Annotated in this window: 21 protein-coding genes; 15 read left to right on the forward strand and 6 right to left on the reverse strand. The window is 50.4% G+C overall.

Translation table 11 applies throughout. From position 1 onward, the window contains the following. Positions 1 to 146: 146 nt before the first annotated feature. Positions 147 to 566, reverse strand: coding sequence for a C-GCAxxG-C-C family protein (locus tag C816_RS22635; protein WP_081646301.1), 420 nt, complete (start codon positions 564 to 566; stop codon positions 147 to 149). Positions 567 to 735: 169 nt separating this feature from the next. Between C816_RS22635 and C816_RS08515 the strand changes: the two genes are divergently transcribed. The 6 genes from C816_RS08515 to C816_RS22640 all read left to right on the forward strand — a co-directional run bounded on the left by C816_RS08515 (position 736) and on the right by C816_RS22640 (position 5,708). Then, positions 736 to 1,284: a helix-turn-helix domain-containing protein gene (locus C816_RS08515; RefSeq protein ID WP_242832165.1), complete on the forward strand. Its 549-nt coding sequence runs from the start codon at positions 736 to 738 to the stop codon at positions 1,282 to 1,284. A 14-nt stretch (positions 1,285 to 1,298) separates the two neighbouring features. After that, a complete protein-coding gene (locus tag C816_RS08520) occupies positions 1,299 to 2,177 on the forward strand; it encodes an MBL fold metallo-hydrolase (protein WP_016321981.1) in 879 nt (292 codons plus the stop codon). A gap of 9 nt (positions 2,178 to 2,186) precedes the next feature. Continuing rightward, positions 2,187 to 2,600: a nuclear transport factor 2 family protein gene (locus C816_RS08525; RefSeq protein WP_016321982.1), complete on the forward strand. Its 414-nt coding sequence runs from the start codon at positions 2,187 to 2,189 to the stop codon at positions 2,598 to 2,600. A 164-nt stretch (positions 2,601 to 2,764) separates the two neighbouring features. Further along, the gene (locus tag C816_RS08530; RefSeq protein ID WP_016321983.1) at positions 2,765 to 3,124 is read left to right on the forward strand and encodes a BlaI/MecI/CopY family transcriptional regulator; all 360 of its coding nucleotides are present in this window, start codon (positions 2,765 to 2,767) and stop codon (positions 3,122 to 3,124) included. Between the two features lie 10 nt (positions 3,125 to 3,134). Further along, a complete protein-coding gene (locus C816_RS21745) occupies positions 3,135 to 4,451 on the forward strand; it encodes a M56 family metallopeptidase (RefSeq protein WP_051147067.1) in 1,317 nt (438 codons plus the stop codon). 231 nt (positions 4,452 to 4,682) lie between these two features. After that, a complete protein-coding gene (locus C816_RS22640) occupies positions 4,683 to 5,708 on the forward strand; it encodes a radical SAM protein (RefSeq protein WP_016321985.1) in 1,026 nt (341 codons plus the stop codon). Positions 5,709 to 5,757: 49 nt separating this feature from the next. Here the strand turns inward: C816_RS22640 and C816_RS08545 are convergent, their stop codons facing one another. Then, positions 5,758 to 6,108: a winged helix-turn-helix transcriptional regulator gene (locus tag C816_RS08545; protein WP_016321986.1), complete on the reverse strand. Its 351-nt coding sequence runs from the start codon at positions 6,106 to 6,108 to the stop codon at positions 5,758 to 5,760. Positions 6,109 to 6,283: 175 nt separating this feature from the next. Here C816_RS08545 and C816_RS08550 point away from each other — a divergent pair, with 175 nt between their 5' ends. After that, a complete protein-coding gene (locus C816_RS08550) occupies positions 6,284 to 6,802 on the forward strand; it encodes a nitroreductase family protein (RefSeq protein WP_016321987.1) in 519 nt (172 codons plus the stop codon). 44 nt (positions 6,803 to 6,846) lie between these two features. After that, the gene (locus C816_RS08555) at positions 6,847 to 7,488 is read left to right on the forward strand and encodes a histidine phosphatase family protein (RefSeq protein ID WP_040655136.1); all 642 of its coding nucleotides are present in this window, start codon (positions 6,847 to 6,849) and stop codon (positions 7,486 to 7,488) included. A gap of 15 nt (positions 7,489 to 7,503) precedes the next feature. Here C816_RS08555 and C816_RS08560 read toward each other — a convergent pair whose 3' ends face one another. Continuing rightward, positions 7,504 to 7,890 (reverse strand): winged helix-turn-helix transcriptional regulator, encoded by a 387-nt coding sequence (locus C816_RS08560; RefSeq protein WP_016321989.1) that lies wholly within the window; start codon positions 7,888 to 7,890, stop codon positions 7,504 to 7,506. A gap of 197 nt (positions 7,891 to 8,087) precedes the next feature. Between C816_RS08560 and C816_RS08565 the strand changes: the two genes are divergently transcribed. Beyond that, on the forward strand, positions 8,088 to 8,978 hold the full coding sequence (locus tag C816_RS08565; protein WP_016321990.1) for a radical SAM protein: 891 nt from the start codon (positions 8,088 to 8,090) through the stop codon (positions 8,976 to 8,978). Here the strand turns inward: C816_RS08565 and C816_RS08570 are convergent. Next, complete coding sequence (locus C816_RS08570; protein ID WP_016321991.1) at positions 8,959 to 9,330, reverse strand: winged helix-turn-helix transcriptional regulator; 372 nt, start codon at positions 9,328 to 9,330, stop codon at positions 8,959 to 8,961. The two genes, C816_RS08565 and C816_RS08570, sit on opposite strands and share 20 nt — an antisense overlap. 117 nt (positions 9,331 to 9,447) lie before the next feature. On the opposite strand from C816_RS08570, the gene C816_RS08575 reads away from it, so the two are divergent. Further along, positions 9,448 to 10,260: an amidohydrolase family protein gene (locus C816_RS08575; protein ID WP_016321992.1), complete on the forward strand. Its 813-nt coding sequence runs from the start codon at positions 9,448 to 9,450 to the stop codon at positions 10,258 to 10,260. Here C816_RS08575 and C816_RS08580 read toward each other — a convergent pair. After that, the gene (locus C816_RS08580; protein WP_016321993.1) at positions 10,257 to 10,634 is read right to left on the reverse strand and encodes a MerR family transcriptional regulator; all 378 of its coding nucleotides are present in this window, start codon (positions 10,632 to 10,634) and stop codon (positions 10,257 to 10,259) included. The two genes, C816_RS08575 and C816_RS08580, sit on opposite strands and share 4 nt — an antisense overlap. 81 nt (positions 10,635 to 10,715) lie before the next feature. Here C816_RS08580 and C816_RS08585 point away from each other — a divergent pair, with 81 nt between their 5' ends. Next, a complete protein-coding gene (locus C816_RS08585; protein ID WP_016321994.1) occupies positions 10,716 to 11,507 on the forward strand; it encodes an SDR family NAD(P)-dependent oxidoreductase in 792 nt (263 codons plus the stop codon). A 444-nt stretch (positions 11,508 to 11,951) separates the two neighbouring features. Next, on the forward strand, positions 11,952 to 12,449 hold the full coding sequence (locus C816_RS08590) for a sigma-70 RNA polymerase sigma factor region 4 domain-containing protein (RefSeq protein WP_016321995.1): 498 nt from the start codon (positions 11,952 to 11,954) through the stop codon (positions 12,447 to 12,449). Between the two features lie 39 nt (positions 12,450 to 12,488). Here the strand turns inward: C816_RS08590 and C816_RS23600 are convergent, their stop codons facing one another. Next, positions 12,489 to 12,644 carry a hypothetical protein gene (locus tag C816_RS23600; protein ID WP_155978957.1) on the reverse strand — a complete coding sequence of 52 codons (156 nt, stop codon included), beginning with the start codon at positions 12,642 to 12,644 and terminating at the stop codon, positions 12,489 to 12,491. Positions 12,645 to 13,136: 492 nt separating this feature from the next. On the opposite strand from C816_RS23600, the gene C816_RS08595 reads away from it, so the two are divergent. From C816_RS08595 to C816_RS08605, 3 genes are all read left to right on the forward strand, one after another. After that, positions 13,137 to 13,670 (forward strand): type II toxin-antitoxin system PemK/MazF family toxin, encoded by a 534-nt coding sequence (locus C816_RS08595; protein WP_016321996.1) that lies wholly within the window; start codon positions 13,137 to 13,139, stop codon positions 13,668 to 13,670. Continuing rightward, a complete protein-coding gene (locus C816_RS08600) occupies positions 13,667 to 13,870 on the forward strand; it encodes an excisionase (protein WP_016321997.1) in 204 nt (67 codons plus the stop codon). The genes C816_RS08595 and C816_RS08600 overlap by 4 nt, the downstream gene beginning before the upstream one ends. Before the next feature lie 87 nt (positions 13,871 to 13,957). After that, a complete protein-coding gene (locus C816_RS08605; RefSeq protein WP_016321998.1) occupies positions 13,958 to 15,145 on the forward strand; it encodes a site-specific integrase in 1,188 nt (395 codons plus the stop codon). Positions 15,146 to 15,229 lie beyond the last annotated feature (84 nt).

Raw genomic sequence — 15,229 nt, forward strand, 5'->3', positions numbered from 1 at the left:
GGCTATCAGGGTAAGCCCGGTTGACGTGACTGGACAGTTTGATAGCGTAACTGGACGGCACAACCTGTCCCTGGCATTATATCATAAGAGGAAAAGACGGGGAGCCGCCTTTTCAAGCAGCTCCCCAATAAACATATAAGTTCCATTTACTGTTTCGTAATCCCTAAAATATACTGATAAGCAAACTCAATTCCATTACAAGTCAGGTTTTCACATAGATGTGGCGGATCGCTTTCTGAAAAACCCGAAGGACGCAGTTCAAGGCATCTTAATGACCCAAATGTTTTCTCAAAGGCAGACGCAAAATTATAACAGGCAGATACGATTTCATCTTCTGATTTTCCCAGCCCATGAAGATAAATCCCTATGAACATAAGCGAACCTTCCACCAAACCACATTGCGCTCTATATCCGCCTGCGCCATGCAGTCCAACCGCAGACCAAATTGTTTGCGGCTCAATGGTAATTTCAAATAATTCGCTCAAACAGACGAGTGCTGTCCTTGCACAATTTATATCTTCCTTCCAGTACAAATCATGTACCCGATTTGTTATGTATTCGTTCATCAAAACACCTTTTCTCAAAAAAATTTACCGTTTGAATTATAGCATAGGCCCAGCCGCAATTCAATTCCTGGAGAGAAACTTTTCGTTCAGACTTCCATTTATCCGCTCGATATGTTATAATGGATTTCTGAGTTGTTAAAACATACGGGACGGATATAAAATGGAACCTATGAATTTGAGAATTGGCGAGAAATTGAAAAGCATCCGCATGGCCCGCACTCTTTCCCTGGACGATACTGCGGCGCTGACGGGCGTGAGCAAGCCCATGTTAGGCCAGATCGAACGCGGACAGTCCGTCCCAACGGTGACAACCCTCTGGAAGATTGCCACAGGGCTGAAAACACCGCTGTCCGCGTTCCTGGAAGAACCGCAGACGGAATACACCGTCACCGGCCCGGACGAGGCAAACGTGGTCTTGGGGGACGGCGGCAAAATGAGGGCCTATCCGCTGTTCACCTATGACCCGGTGCGGAGCGTGGAGACATTCTACATTGAGTTTGACCCGGAGTGCCGCCATTCTTCTGACAAGCACGATGAGGGTGTGGAGGAACACATCTTTGTCCTGCGGGGGACGCTGCGGCTCGTCCTGGGGGACAGGCCGGTGGAGGTCAGCGAGAGACAGGCTATCCGTTTCCGAGCCGACGTTCCCCACGCCTATCAGAACGTGACCGGGGACAGGTGTGAGGTCTACAACACCATATTCTATCCAAGCCATTAAGGAGGACGCTGATTATGTACGAACTGATTCAGGTTTCGGAGCAAAGCTATTACATCCAAAGTCCGGCGAAGATCGGGCTGGTGCGGTTGGACGGGCAGGAGGTCTGCCTGATCGACAGCGGCAATGATAAGGACGCGGGGCGTAAAGTCCGGCAGATTCTGGACGCCAACGGCTGGCACCTCACCGCCATCTACAACACCCACTCCAACGCTGACCACATCGGCGGCAACAGGTATTTGCAAGGACAGACCGGGTGCAAAATCTACGTGCCGGGGATTGACTGTGCTCTTACCTGCCACCCCATTCTGGAGCCGTCCTTTTTGTACGGCGGCTATCCGTGTAAGGAGCTGCGGCATAAATTTCTCATGGCCCAGGAGAGTGATGCCCAGGAATTGATGAAGGAATGTCTGCCGGAGGGCTTTACAATCATCCCCCTGCCGGGACATTTCTTTGATATGGTGGGCTTTCGGACACCTGATGATGTGGTCTATCTGGCGGATTGCCTGTCCAGCCGGGAAACATTGGACAAGTATCAGATTGGCTTTATCTACGATGTTGCCGCCTATCTGAACACGCTGGAAATGGTGAAGTCCTTGCAAGCGAAGGTATTTGTCCCGGCCCACGCCGCCGCCTCCGAGGACATAGCTGACCTCGCACAGTACAACATCGACAAGGTGCTGGAGATTGCGGATAAGATCATTGGTATCTGTAAGGAACCGCTCTGCTTTGAGGCCATTCTGCAACGGTTGTTTACGGACTACGGGCTGACCATGAACTTTGAGCAATACGTCCTGGTGGGCAGCACCGTCCGCTCCTATCTGGCGTGGCTGAAGGACACCGGCAGGCTGAACGGCCTGTTTGAAAACAATATGCTGCTCTGGCAGCGGGTATAGGAGGACACTATGGATCAGCGAGAGAAAATCATCAGGCTATGGTTTGATATGTGGCTACAAAAGAAAGACCTGGGCATAGAGGACATATTTTCTGCTGATGCCCTTTACATCGAAAGCTGGGGGCCGCAGTATCAGGGTGTTGCCAAAGTGAAGCATTGGTTTGAGGAATGGAATACACGCGGAAATGTCCTCCAGTGGGACATCAAACAGTATTTCCACAAAGGGTATCAGACTATCGTTGAATGGTATTTCAAGAATAAAATGGACGACGGCAGGGTGGAATCCTTTGACGGCATGACCCTTGTAAAATGGACGGCGGACAATACGATCTGCTTTTTGCAGGAGTTTGGTTGTAATGAGCATCGCTATGACCCATATCAGGACGGGCCGGTTCCGAAATTTAGAGATGAACAAGCTATGTAGTTCTGAATTATGCAAAAGGATTTAGTTTGTCTGTCAAAAAAGTAAGAGCGTTACTTATCAACCGAATCAAAATTTAAGACCACAGTAGTATTGACATTCTTTTAAGACTGTGGTAGTATAACGGTGTGGCCACTACTACGGTCTTAAAAAGGAGGTGCTACCGAATGGAAACTAAACTGTTTGCTTCTGAACTGAAAGTAATGTCTGTCCTTTGGCGCGATGGCGATGTTCCTGCGAAGCATATCGCTAAACTGCTGACCGAGGAATTGGGTTGGAATGTGAATACGACCTATACCTTGATTAAGCGGTGCATCAAAAAAGGCGCGATTGAACGCTCCGACCCCGGTTTCATGTGTCACGCGCTTGTGCCGCAGGCAGAAATACAGGAGGCAGAAACAAACGAACTGATCGACAGGGTGTATGACGGATGTGCGGACAAACTGTTTGCGGCTTTGCTGGGGCGAAAAAAGTTGAGCGCCGAGCAAATCGAAAAGCTGAAGCAGATTGTTGGCGACTTGGAATGAGGTGATGCAAATGAGCCTGTTGCAAATGAGTTTTGCGGGAGGCGTGATGATCTTGGCAATCACCGTCATTCGTACCTTGGCAATCAACCGTCTCCCGAAAAAGACCTTTTTGGCGCTTTGGGGAATAGCCGTTGTGCGCCTGCTGCTCCCGTTCTCTTTCCCCTCTGTATTTAGTGTCTATTCATTATTAGGCAGTCATGTATCAGGAACAGACGTTGCAGAAAGCCCCCTTGCAGTTGCGTTGATGCCGGTCGAAGTAGCTGGGCAAAAGGCTACAATGTCCACAAATATAATTTCTGTTTGGGTGGTTGTTTGGGCTGCTGGTGCATTGATTTGTGCCTTGGCTTTTGGCGTAGCATATTGGAAGTGCCGACAAGAATTTCAAACTTCATTTCCAGTAGAAAATGCCTTCATTAGAAGCTGGCTGAACAAGCATCAACAGAAGCGTCCTATTTCCGTTCGGCAATCCAGTAGATTTTCTGCCCCGCTTACCTATGGTGTATTTCACCCCGTAATTCTGATGCCAATATCTACTGAATGGGCTAATACAAAGTCACTTCGATATGTTTTGGAGCATGAATATGTGCATATCCGGCGGTTTGACAGCATTACAAAATTAGTGTTGATTACGACGCTGTGTGTGCATTGGTTTAATCCCTTGGTTTGGGTTATGTATATCCTTGTGAACCGGGATATTGAACTATCGTGCGACGAGGCAGTAGTGCATCTTTTTGGGGAGAACACAAAAGCGGCTTATGCGCGGACACTCATCAGCATGGAAGAAACTCGAAGCGGCTTTGCTCCCTTGTGCAGCAATTTTAGTAAAAACGCGATTGAAGAAAGGATAACTGCAATTATGAAAATCAAAAAAGCATCTATTTTCTCTCTTGTTCTGGCCCTGGCCTTGGTTTGTGGAGTAACCACGGCATTTGCGACCTCCGCAAATGCACAGCAGGCCGATCCCGTGGAGCAGAACGACAATATCAACATTGTGGGTAAACCGGCCTCCACTCCGCAGATTGCGGACACCTTTGGGACTTTTTTCAAAGATGATGGCAAGTCTGCTGAATTTGATACAAGTGAGGCTCAAATGGCAACCCCGGTGCAGTCTGGCGATATTTATGGTACGCCCGTGGACAAAACCGGCGTAGCAGCAAATGGCCTGCCCGAAAGCAATGTAATCTATTTCGACACCGAAGCCCAGCGCGACGAACATTTTCGCGCTCTGGATGCAAACATTAAAAAAGGGCTGGATCGCTATGCGGGCTTTGAAACCATGTATGCTGGCATAGATACCTCCGCACCTATCACCTATATCGTGAAGTAAGTACCTGCGATCTGATAAACAACGGGCATAGCCACCTAATGGCGGCTATGCCCGTTTGCCATCAAGGGGCACAGCCTATGTTCAACAATTTTCTAACGTGGTCTGAAACAGTTATTAACTATGTCAAATAGGTGCTATTGTTTTGGAAAGTACCTTCCCTAAAAGTACGTTCTTGCTCTCCTTTTTATAAGATGGTATGTTTATTGCAATTACAATGAAAGGAAACCTCTTATGAAAAATGTAGAGATCGGGCCGATTCGTCCGCCCTCTGAAAGTAACAGCCTGCTGGTTCGCGTCACACGGGGATGCCATTGGAACAAATGCTATTTCTGCGGCCTCTATAAATCTATACAGTTTTCCATGCGACCCATTGAGGAAACCATAGAAGATATAGCGAAACAGGCCCAGCTTTACAAAGGGAGAACTTTCACATCCTGCTTTTTGCAGGACGGCGATGCGCTGGTACTGAAAACCGACTATCTGCTCCGAATACTGGATGCCCTCAATCGCTATTTTCCCAGCTTACAATACATCACAACCTATGCCCGCGCTGACAGCATTACCCGCAAGACCTTGCCGGAATTGCAGGCCCTTCGGCAAGCTGGTCTGAATCATCTTTACTGCGGGATGGAAACCGGCTCCGATCAGATATTGAAACTCATTAACAAGGGCTTTCAAGCGGATACGGTGGTGCAAAGCGGCTGTATGGCAAAAGAGGCCGGTATGATTTTGTCCGAGTTTATTCTGCTGGGGATTGGCGGCAGAGAACTGTCCGAGGAAAATGCCGCTGTCACCGCCGAGGCGCTGAATATCATCCGGCCCGATTACATTCGCGTTCATGCCACTGGAATAAAGCCGGAATCCAAGTTGGGCGAGTTTGTCCGAAACGGCTCATTTACGCTACAATCAGAGGAAGAAATCGTAGAGGAACAGAGGCTATTTTTGCAACGGCTTCAGCCAATGGACAGTTTCTATGTGAACGAGCATATCATCAATTTGCTTTTGGAAGTGCGCGGCAATTTGCAGACGGACAAGGCGCAAATGCTTTCCGTGATCGAACGCTTTTTACAGCTCCCGCCGGATGAAAAGCTCCTGTTCGCAGTCGGCAGGCGGCTGAATATCTTCCTTCTGCTGGACGATTTGAAAAAGCCTGCCTTGCGTCAACAGGTTGCGGATAATATGCAGAGGATTTTGAAACAGAATCCTAACACTGATTTTACGGTACTATGTAACTATATACGGCAGTCACAAATTTGATCGAATATAAAAATGGGCATAGCCACCCAACGGTAGCTATGCCTATTTATTATGCCCCAGCGTTACAACACGGAGCTTGAACATCCAGCCCGTCCATGTAATTGGTTCCCCATTGACACATAGCATCCAGAACTGGGACGATACTTTCCCCAAAGGCCGTTAGAGAATACACCGTTTTGGGAGGCTTCTCAGGAATTACTTCTCTATGCACCATACCGCAGTTCTCCAAATCACGGAGCTGTTGGGAGAGCATCTTGGGTGTGGCGCTTGGAATCCTTCGTTGCAACTCCATATAGTGCAGAGGGCAATCTACCAGATGCCAAAGGATCAATGGCTTATATTTCCCGCCAATCAGCGACAGAGTTGCCTCAACAGGGCAGTTGAATTGCGTTTGTTTCATGGAATCACCTCATGAAAATTATATCATATCGTTGCGATTAGGAAAAGGACTTACTTTTGGGGAAGTACCTACCTAAAAAGTGCAATCTTGTGTAGATTTCTGGATGTTGCTAAAATCATGGCAGATGGCGCTCTCCATTATCAGCCATCAGACTATTCAGAAAGGACAACATATCATGGATTTTATTACGATTGCGAAAACACGCTGCTCCATCCGCAGCTACACCGACAAGAAGGTGGAGCCGGAGAAGTTGGAGCAAATTTTGGAGGCCGCTCATGTGGCCCCCACCGCCGCCAACCTCCAGCCGGTTCACCTGATTGCCGTCCAGAGCAAGGACGGGCTGGCGAAGACCGGCAAAGCCGCCAACATCTACGGTGCGCCCCTGGCAATCATTGTCTGCGCCGACCACAACAAGGCGTGGGTGCGGCCCTTTGACCAGAAGCAGACCGGGGATATTGACGCTTCCATTCTGACCGACCACATGATGCTCCAAGCCACAGAGCTGGGCCTGGGCAGCGTATGGGTATGCTACTTCAAGCCGGATGTTCTGCGCCGGGAGTTCAACCTCCCCGCCAATCTGGAGCCGGTCAATATCCTGGTAGTCGGCTATGCTGGGGAGAACTTCACCGACCCGGAGCGACACAATCAGACACGAATCCCGATAAGAGAGCTGGTTTCTTACGAGAGCCTGTAAACCGACTAACTGCACCAGGGGGGCGTCCTCCTGGTGCAACCTTTATGGAAAGGCAAATTGAAATGGTCACTTTTTATATTGTTCGCCACAGGCAAACCTTGTTAAATCAACTTGACCGGGCGCAGGGATGGGCTGATTTCCCCTTGACCGCATCAGGAAAGCAAGCGGCAAAGGAGTTGGGAAAGACCCTATCTTCCGTTGTATTTCAAGCAGCATACACAAGCGACACAAACCGGGCGTTCCATACGGCCCGGCTGGTGTTAGAAGAAAACGGCCAGCTTGATCTTCCAATACATCAGGATGTTCGCTTGCGGGAATGGTGTCTTGGCATCATGGAAGCAGAACAGAACAGCATCTTCATCAAGCGAGTGTCGGAATGGCTGGGGGGCATCTCCTTTTCTGAAATGAACAAACGACTTCCAGAGGTTGCCACAGCAATCAAACAGCATGATACTACTGGAATGGCAGAAACCTTTGAGCAGATAAGCAAACGGCTAAAGGAACTGCTTATATCCGTAGGATCGGTCTATCCTGATGGCAGCAACATTCTTGTTGTCACACACGCATTTTTAATGAAAACAGCGGCCTATTTATTTGACTTTGAAAACATAGGGAATCTTTCAAATATCGGAAATGCCGATAGAATGAAGCTGCTGTTTGACGGTCAAAACTTCCGAATTAGATAACTCTATGTTCACGAATTATTCAGGCAATGTTCTATCTTCTCCAAAAGGATTGATATAGTCAGGCGGACAAAGATGCGCCTCACTCCATATCATCATTTGGTTCAAAATCGGGGTGAAGCTCTGCCCCAGCTCCGTTAAGGAATACTCCACCTTGGGGGGGATTTCCTTGTAAATCTCTCGGTGCAAAAATCCGTCTTGCTCTAATTCACGGAGCTGTTTTGTCAATGAGGATTGGGTAATCCCGTCCAGACGGCGCATGAGTTGACCAAAGCGTTGAACTTTATAAAAGGCAATATACCACAAGATCAGGATTTTCCACTTGCCGCCCAAAACCGCCTGCACACTGGTCATCGGAACACAGCGGGCCATCATATCCTGCGTCTGAAATTTATTCCCGGCCATAGCTTTATCTCCCTTCGCTTTTTTGTAGGTAGTATATACCATCTCAATTTCAAAATCAATGTAGGCCACAAAATTAGTATTAGTACAGAAAACAATACTACTACTAAAAAAGTTGCGTACTTGAATTTAGCCGTTGCCGGTTGTACCATGATGGCAACAGGAAATTCCTGATTGATTTTGAAAAGGAGATATGATCTATGCACTTTGATGGAACAATCTGGCGTCCGCCCTATGAGGCCGCATCCCTGCTGATCCAGGTTACTGCGGGCTGCACACACCACTCCTGCAAATTCTGTACGCTATACGAGGATTTACCGTTTAAGTTCAGAATGTCCCCGCCGTCCGAGGTGGAGGAAGATTTGGCTGCGGTGAGCCGCTACTGCCAGGATGCGCCCTGGTTCCGGGTTTTCTTCACCGGCGCAAATCCCTTCGTTCTGACCACCGACAAGCTGAAAACACTGGCGCAAATGGTGAAGAAGTATTGCCCCAACTATTCGTCTATTGGCTGCTTCGGCAGGATCACCGATGTTACCAACAAAACCGTGGATGAACTGAAAGAGCTTCGTGCTTTGGGGTATAACGGACTTACCTTTGGCGTTGAAACGGGCGATGATGAGGCTCTGGCCTTTATGAACAAAGGCTTCCGGGCCAGTGATGTCCTTGAACAGTGTAGAAAGTTAGAGGCCGCTGGCATCAGCTACAACTTCTTCTATCTCACCGGCATTTCCGGCGCTGGCCGGGGTGAAATCGGCGCAAAGGCCAGCGCGGAGCTTTTCAATCAGCTTCACCCGCAAATCATTGAATCGTCCATGCTGACGATTTACAAGACCTCCGAACTGTACCAGGAAATCCAGCGCGGCAACTGGAAAGAGGAAGGGGAAATTGAAAAGCTGGCGGAACTGAAAGCCCTCATTGAAAATCTGACCATTGACACCCGTATCGTAACAGACGGCGCGTCCAACTTGATCCAGGTTCGCGGCCACCTTCCTGCGGACAAGGAAAAGCTGGTTGACTATTTGAATCACCTGATTGAAACCGCTGATGAAGCGGCGCTGCGGGAGTACCGCGTCAATTTGCGGCATCTGTAAAAGGCCCACCCAAATCGTTGATTGGCGGTATAGCGGATTGATAGGCTGTTCCCCAATCGCACAAAGACTTCAAAACAGGATGAATGGATTGTCCGAGGTCTGTTAAGGTGTATTCGACCTTTGGCGGATTGTCGGGATAAACCGTCCGCGCAAGTATTTTTTGTTCTTCCAGTTCACGGAGCTGCTGTGTCAGGGTCTTGGTGGTGATCTTCCCTAAACGCCGCTGCAATTCGTTGAACCGCACCGCCCCTTTGGAAACCTGCCATAAGATTTTCAGTTTCCACTTTCCGCTTAAAACATTGAGGCCAATTTCCATTGGGCATTGTTCCGTAACAGCGATTGATTTTGCCATAAGTTTTCCTCCATAGTGCGGTATCAAAAAAGACACCACATATCAAAAAAGTGCGTTCTTGTTCGCTTTTCCTGCCTGTGCTATGCTTAATTACGCCATATCAGGGCAAGGAAAGGAATGAAAACCATGATTGTAGACAGCCACCAACACGTCATGCTCCCCACTTCCATGCAGGTAAAGAAAATGGACGATGCCGGAGTGGACAAAGCGATTTTGTTTACAACGACACCCCATGTTGAGAGGGCCGAATCTGCGACATTGGCCGCAATCGGCGCAGAAATGCAAGTGCTGTACCAACTTCTGTTCGGCAGCTATTCTCCCGAAGCACGAACATCAAAAATGAAAGACACCATTCTGGAGCTGAATCAGGCTATCCAGACTGCGCCAGATCGGTTCTGCGGTTTTGGCCCGGTTCCGCTGGGGCTTTCCGAACAGGCAACAGCAGAGTGGGTAGCGGAACATATCGCCGGGAACGGTTTCAAAGGTATTGGTGAATTTACCCCTGGCTCGGAAACACAGATTGAACAGTTGGAGCCTGTGTTCAAAGCCTCGGAAGATTATCACAGCCTCCCCATTTGGGTACACACCTTCAACCCGGTTACACTGAACGGCATAAAAATTCTCATGGGCCTGTGCCGGAAATACCCCGCTGTGCCGGTTATCTTTGGGCACATGGGTGGTTCAAACTGGATGGAGGTAATCGCCTTTGCAAAGGAGCATGGACAGGCATATTTGGACTTGTCTGCGGCCTTTACACCACTGTCAGTCAAGACGGCCCTGACGGAAGTGCCGGAAAAATGCCTGTTCGGTTCTGACGCACCGTTTGGGGAGCCACAGCTATGCAGGCAGCTCATTGAATTTGTCAGCCCATCCCATTCTGTCACAGAACTGGCGTTGGGCGGCAACATCGAAAGGCTGCTACAAATTTAGGGCGTGTCCTCTTGGTGGCCCTCGATCTCCTGCCGGTAAAAGGCAATCTTTTCATCCAGCATGGCCTCATGCTCCTGCAACTGTCTGATCTGCTCATTCAGAGATTGGCGGTGCTGCACCAGCATCTCCATACGTTCTGAAAGAGTAGCGTCCCCTTCGGCCCGCAGCCCCGCATATTTCTTGATTTCCTTAATCGGCATTCCCGTTGCTTTCAGTCGTTTGATAAAAGAAATCCAGGCAATATCTTTTTCTGAATAGCGGCGGCGGTTGCTGGCGTTCCGCAACGGGATAATTAGGTTTTCATGCTCATAGTAGCGCAGAGTATGTATCCCCAGCCCCGTGACCTTTGAAAATTCTCCAATGGAGTAATCCAAAAAAATCCCCCCATCCTCTTGACATAGAGTTCACTCTACATTGTATGCTCTCATTATACCTGATGAATGGAGGAATTTCAAATGGAACCCACAAAAAAATACACCGTCATCACCGGGGCCAGTTCCGGGATTGGCAGGGAAACCGCAAAAGCCTTTGCGAACCGAGGCAAGAACCTGATTGTCGCCGCCCGCCGCACAGAAAATCTTGAAGCCTTAAAGCGTGAGATTTTGGAGCAGCACCCTACGCTGGATGTTGTTATCAGGACGGTTGACCTGTCTGTGCTGGAAAACGTATATCAGTTTTATTCCAGTCTAAAGGACTTCCGGCTGGAAACCTGGATCAACAATGCGGGCTTTGGAAACTATGACAGCGTGGCACAGCAGGACTTGGGGAAGATTGACACCATGCTCCGGCTGAATGTTGAAGCCCTAACCATCCTGTCCTCGCTGTTCGTCCGAGACTATAAGGATACTCCGGGAACACAGCTTATCAACCTGTCCTCCTGCGGCGGCTATACCATCGTCCCCACGGCTGTTACCTACTGCGCGACAAAATTCTATGTCAGCACGTTTACCGAGGGGCTGGCCTGGGAGCTGATCGAAACAGGCGCAAAAATGCGGGCCAAGGTTCTGGCTCCTGCGGCAACGCAGACGGAGTTCGGGAAAAAGGCCAACAACGTGGACGCATACGATTATGACAAAGCGTTTGGCACTTACCATACGAGCCAGCAGATGGCGGAGTTTCTGCTGAAACTGTACGACAGCGACAGCACCCTCGGAATCGTAGACCGCGAGACTTTCCAATTTGAACTGCGGCCCCCGACGTTCCCTTATGCGAACAGTTCTACCCATAATCAGCGTCCAAGCAAATAGAAAAACAAAAACTGCCGCACGACGGCAAAAGAAAAAAAGCCGTCGTGCAGCAGTCCATAGTTATGCCCATTTTGCGAACGGCGGCTTTTGAAATATCAAAGCCGCCGTTCTTTTGCCCCAAAGGAATAATGCGGTCAAACTGCAATAGCGGCGGCTCAAGGAGGTAGCCGTCACGAAATACATAACATTTCGACACGCTTTGACACAGTTTGACCCATCAAAAAAAGCCTGTCCCCCACCAAGGGATATTTCGGCCATGAAGATGAACTATACTATGTCGCTATGGCTGAATTTTATTCCTCTGCCCGCCCGGTAGGTCTACGACCTGCCGGGCGTTTTTTGTCGCTTTTTGGGGAGACACGGAATAAATTCGCCCTTGGTGTAGGTTGCCGTGGCCCGCCCTCCAATCTGAATTTCAAAAATTCAGATTGGAGGTAACAAACCTTGAAAAACTATCGCAAAAGCGATTATGCCCTGAATAAATTCAGCGAGGGTATTGTATATCAGTTTTCCGACCGAACCCTGGAAATCTCTTTGGAGGACTTTCTGCGGGACAACCCCGGCAAGACAGAAGCGGATTTTATGGCCCTGAAAGCTGTGTCTGACGAGATTTATTTGGAGCAGGCGCGTCTTGAAACGGCCCAGGGGAATAAGACGTTTTCCATGACCGGGCTGGAGGACGCCACAGCACACCCCGCCCCATCCCTGGACGACAGCTACATCATGTCCGATGACCGCCGCCGTGTCAAACTTGCGGTGGACAAGCTGTTCAGGTGCGGCAAGCTGACGGTAAAGCAGAAAAAACGCTTTGTCAGGCACTTCTTTGCCGGGGTGTCCCTGCGGAAGATCGCCAGTGACGAGGGGGTGCATTTCACATCAGTGAACGAGAGCATCCGCCGAGCGGTGGACAAGCTCCGTACATACTTCAACGAGATCAAATAACTTCCTGGGAGGGCTGTCAGAGTTGACGGCCCTCCCATTTTACCCTCTGAAAAAATATTTTGAGATTTTTTTATTTTCTACCCCTACACCCCCCTCTTTTAAGTGCATTAGGTGAAAGGCGATGGAAAGCCCTTCACCTGTTCCTCGTTTGTGCGGCGAATGGGTTTGACCTTTGACAACTTCATACCCATTCATCAAGCACATTCCTATTGCCGTGAGCCACTTTTGCCGCCGCGCCAGGATGTGCCGGACAGGACAGAGGGATGCCACAGTATTATTTCGTCCACGGTCTGTTATCCGGCACGGAGCGAGTACCAGCGGCCATGAAATACCGGGCGGCTCCCGGTACGGCCACGACCGGCAATAGGGCCAACGATACTCCTGTTCAGTCACAGTCCGAGCGTGAAAGTGTTTCCAGCACTATGCCGTCGCAGGCAATGAGAGCAGCCGCATGAGAACCATGCGGGGGTGAAATTCCCGTGGAGCTGGTCGCCGCCAGCCGCTTGATGACTTCCCATAGCGGGCCGGGGTGTCGCGGACAAATAGGCTTGCTTTGATATAAGCCGGACAGCGGGACAGGTTTATGGAAACGGGAGCGTTTATGCTCCACCAACCTTGATATGTCATGCTGTCCGGCCCCTACATAGGCGGCGCAGGCCGCCTAATTTTTATAGGAGGTCAAACACCATGAGCAGGACATATTTACGCGGCGACCTGTATTACGCCGACCTGGGCCACGGGATCGGTTCGGAGCAGAAGGGCACCCGGCCCGTCGTTATCATCCAGAACAACGTGGGCAACAAGTATAGCCCCACCGTTATCATCGCCGCCATCACCAGCAAGGCCAACATCAAGGCCAAACTGCCCACCCACTACTACCTGGACGCTGGGAACGGGCTGACCCAGCCCTCTCTTGTCCTGTTGGAGCAAATTCGCACCGTGGACAAGCGGCGGCTGTCCGGCTACATCGGCAGGCTGGACGAGAAACATATCCGGGGCATCAACCACGCCCTGGCGGTCAGCATCGGCCTGATCGAACCCGTACCCCCGAAACTGACCCTTTGCTTATGCGGCGCTTGTGCTGACGCTTTTCGCGGCACAGGCGCTTTTGCTTTGCGGGAGGCCACGCCGGGACAGGCTGAAAAGGAGGTCTGCGTCTACTGCGGTCAGCGCCCCGGCGTGGAGTATGTGGTCACGCCGAAAGGAGGGGCGGGTGTATGAGTTATCCTGACGTGCCCATTTGGGAGAAGTACACCCTGACCATCGAGGAAGCGGCCAAGTATTTCCGCATCGGGGAAAAGAAGCTGCGGAAACTGGCGGAGGAAAACCCGGACGCCAACTGGCTGATTATGAACGGCAACCGCATCCAGATCAAGCGCAGGCAGTTTGAAAAAGTCATCGACTCCCTGGATGTGATCTGATCGCAGATTTGTATTGAGCCGGAAATATGATAGAATATAGTCAAGTCGTATCAAGGCTCGTTCCAGTTTTGGAAAGGAGTTTTACCAATGGCGGAGAAACGACGTGACAATAAAGGCCGCATTTTAAGAACTGGAGAGAGCCAGCGAAAAGACGGGAGATACGCATATAAGTACACGGACAGCACCGGCAAGCCCCAATTCATCTATGCCTGGAAGCTGGTAGCCACGGACAAGACCCCGGCTGGCAAGCGGGACGATATTTCCCTGCGGGAGAAAGAAAAGGAGATCAACCGGGATATTGCGGACGGCATCGACACCGTGGGCAAAAAAATGACCGTCTGCCAGCTCTACGCCAAGCAGAACAGTCAGCGGGCGGATGTGAAGCGGGGCACCAAGAAACAGCGGGAGTACCTGATGGGCCTCCTGCGGGACGACCCTCTCGGCGGGAAAAGCATCGACGCGGTGAAGCCCTCCGACGCCAAGGAGTGGGCCATCCGTATGAGGGAAAAGGGCTTTAGCTTCCAGTCCATCAGCAACTACAAGCGTTCCCTCCGGGCCGCATTCTTCATCGCCATCGAGGACGATTGTGTTCGTAAGAACCCGTTCAGCTTTGCCCTGAACAAAGTCCTGGAGGACGACAGGGGCGAGAAAACCGTGCTGACGCCGGAACAGGAGGTAAGCCTGATCGACTTCGCGCAGAATGACCCGGTATATCAGAAGTACGCCGACGAGCTTATCATCCTGCTGGGAACCGGGCTTCGTATTTCCGAGTTTTGTGGGCTGACCACGAATCTTGACTTTAGGAACCGGCTGATCCGGGTAGACCACCAGCTTTTGCGGGACAGCAAGAACGGCTACTACATCGAAACGCCCAAGACCAAGAGCGGCTATCGGGAAATCCCCATGAGTGAGCCGGTCTACCGGGCGTTGAAGCGGGTGCTGAAGAACCGGGGAAAGAAAACCACCATCACGGTGGACGGCTATACCAACTTCCTGTTTCTCAAAAAGGATGGGACGCCGAAAGTGGGCGTGAACTATAACGCCGTGATTAAGGGCCTTGTGAGGAAATATAACAAGCAGCACAAGGAGCAGTTGCCCAACATCACACCGCACTCCCTCCGGCACACGTTCTGTACCCGTATGGCAAACGCCGGTATGAACCCCAAGGCGTTACAGTACATCATGGGCCATGCCAACATCACCATGACGCTGGACTATTACACCCATGTTGACGCCTGTTCCGTAAAGGCGGAGATGGAGCGGCTGGCTGCGTAGTGAGTAGTAAAGTAGTAAAAAGAAAGCGGCAGGCCGCTTTTACTACTTCCGTACTACGTTTCAGCGCAAAGTCACGCCGGGATA

The organism is Oscillibacter sp. 1-3 (assembly GCF_000403435.2).
Classification (GTDB): Bacteria; Bacillota; Clostridia; order Oscillospirales; family Oscillospiraceae; genus Oscillibacter.

Excerpts from the sequence above, each read along its gene's own strand:
- C816_RS22635 (WP_081646301.1), bottom strand. The coding sequence starts at position 566 with ATGAACGAATACATAACAAATCGGGTACATGATTTGTACTGGAAGGAA.
- C816_RS08515 (WP_242832165.1), top strand. The coding sequence starts at position 736 with ATGAATTTGAGAATTGGCGAGAAATTGAAAAGCATCCGCATGGCCCGC.
- C816_RS08520 (WP_016321981.1), top strand. The coding sequence starts at position 1,299 with ATGTACGAACTGATTCAGGTTTCGGAGCAAAGCTATTACATCCAAAGT.
- C816_RS08525 (WP_016321982.1), top strand. The coding sequence starts at position 2,187 with ATGGATCAGCGAGAGAAAATCATCAGGCTATGGTTTGATATGTGGCTA.
- C816_RS08530 (WP_016321983.1), top strand. The coding sequence starts at position 2,765 with ATGGAAACTAAACTGTTTGCTTCTGAACTGAAAGTAATGTCTGTCCTT.
- C816_RS21745 (WP_051147067.1), top strand. The coding sequence starts at position 3,135 with ATGAGCCTGTTGCAAATGAGTTTTGCGGGAGGCGTGATGATCTTGGCA.
- C816_RS22640 (WP_016321985.1), top strand. The coding sequence starts at position 4,683 with ATGAAAAATGTAGAGATCGGGCCGATTCGTCCGCCCTCTGAAAGTAAC.
- C816_RS08545 (WP_016321986.1), bottom strand. The coding sequence starts at position 6,108 with ATGAAACAAACGCAATTCAACTGCCCTGTTGAGGCAACTCTGTCGCTG.
- C816_RS08550 (WP_016321987.1), top strand. The coding sequence starts at position 6,284 with ATGGATTTTATTACGATTGCGAAAACACGCTGCTCCATCCGCAGCTAC.
- C816_RS08555 (WP_040655136.1), top strand. The coding sequence starts at position 6,847 with ATGGAAAGGCAAATTGAAATGGTCACTTTTTATATTGTTCGCCACAGG.
- C816_RS08560 (WP_016321989.1), bottom strand. The coding sequence starts at position 7,890 with ATGGCCGGGAATAAATTTCAGACGCAGGATATGATGGCCCGCTGTGTT.
- C816_RS08565 (WP_016321990.1), top strand. The coding sequence starts at position 8,088 with ATGCACTTTGATGGAACAATCTGGCGTCCGCCCTATGAGGCCGCATCC.
- C816_RS08570 (WP_016321991.1), bottom strand. The coding sequence starts at position 9,330 with ATGGCAAAATCAATCGCTGTTACGGAACAATGCCCAATGGAAATTGGC.
- C816_RS08575 (WP_016321992.1), top strand. The coding sequence starts at position 9,448 with ATGAAAACCATGATTGTAGACAGCCACCAACACGTCATGCTCCCCACT.
- C816_RS08585 (WP_016321994.1), top strand. The coding sequence starts at position 10,716 with ATGGAACCCACAAAAAAATACACCGTCATCACCGGGGCCAGTTCCGGG.
- C816_RS23600 (WP_155978957.1), bottom strand. The coding sequence starts at position 12,644 with ATGAATGGGTATGAAGTTGTCAAAGGTCAAACCCATTCGCCGCACAAA.
- C816_RS08595 (WP_016321996.1), top strand. The coding sequence starts at position 13,137 with ATGAGCAGGACATATTTACGCGGCGACCTGTATTACGCCGACCTGGGC.
- C816_RS08600 (WP_016321997.1), top strand. The coding sequence starts at position 13,667 with ATGAGTTATCCTGACGTGCCCATTTGGGAGAAGTACACCCTGACCATC.
- C816_RS08605 (WP_016321998.1), top strand. The coding sequence starts at position 13,958 with ATGGCGGAGAAACGACGTGACAATAAAGGCCGCATTTTAAGAACTGGA.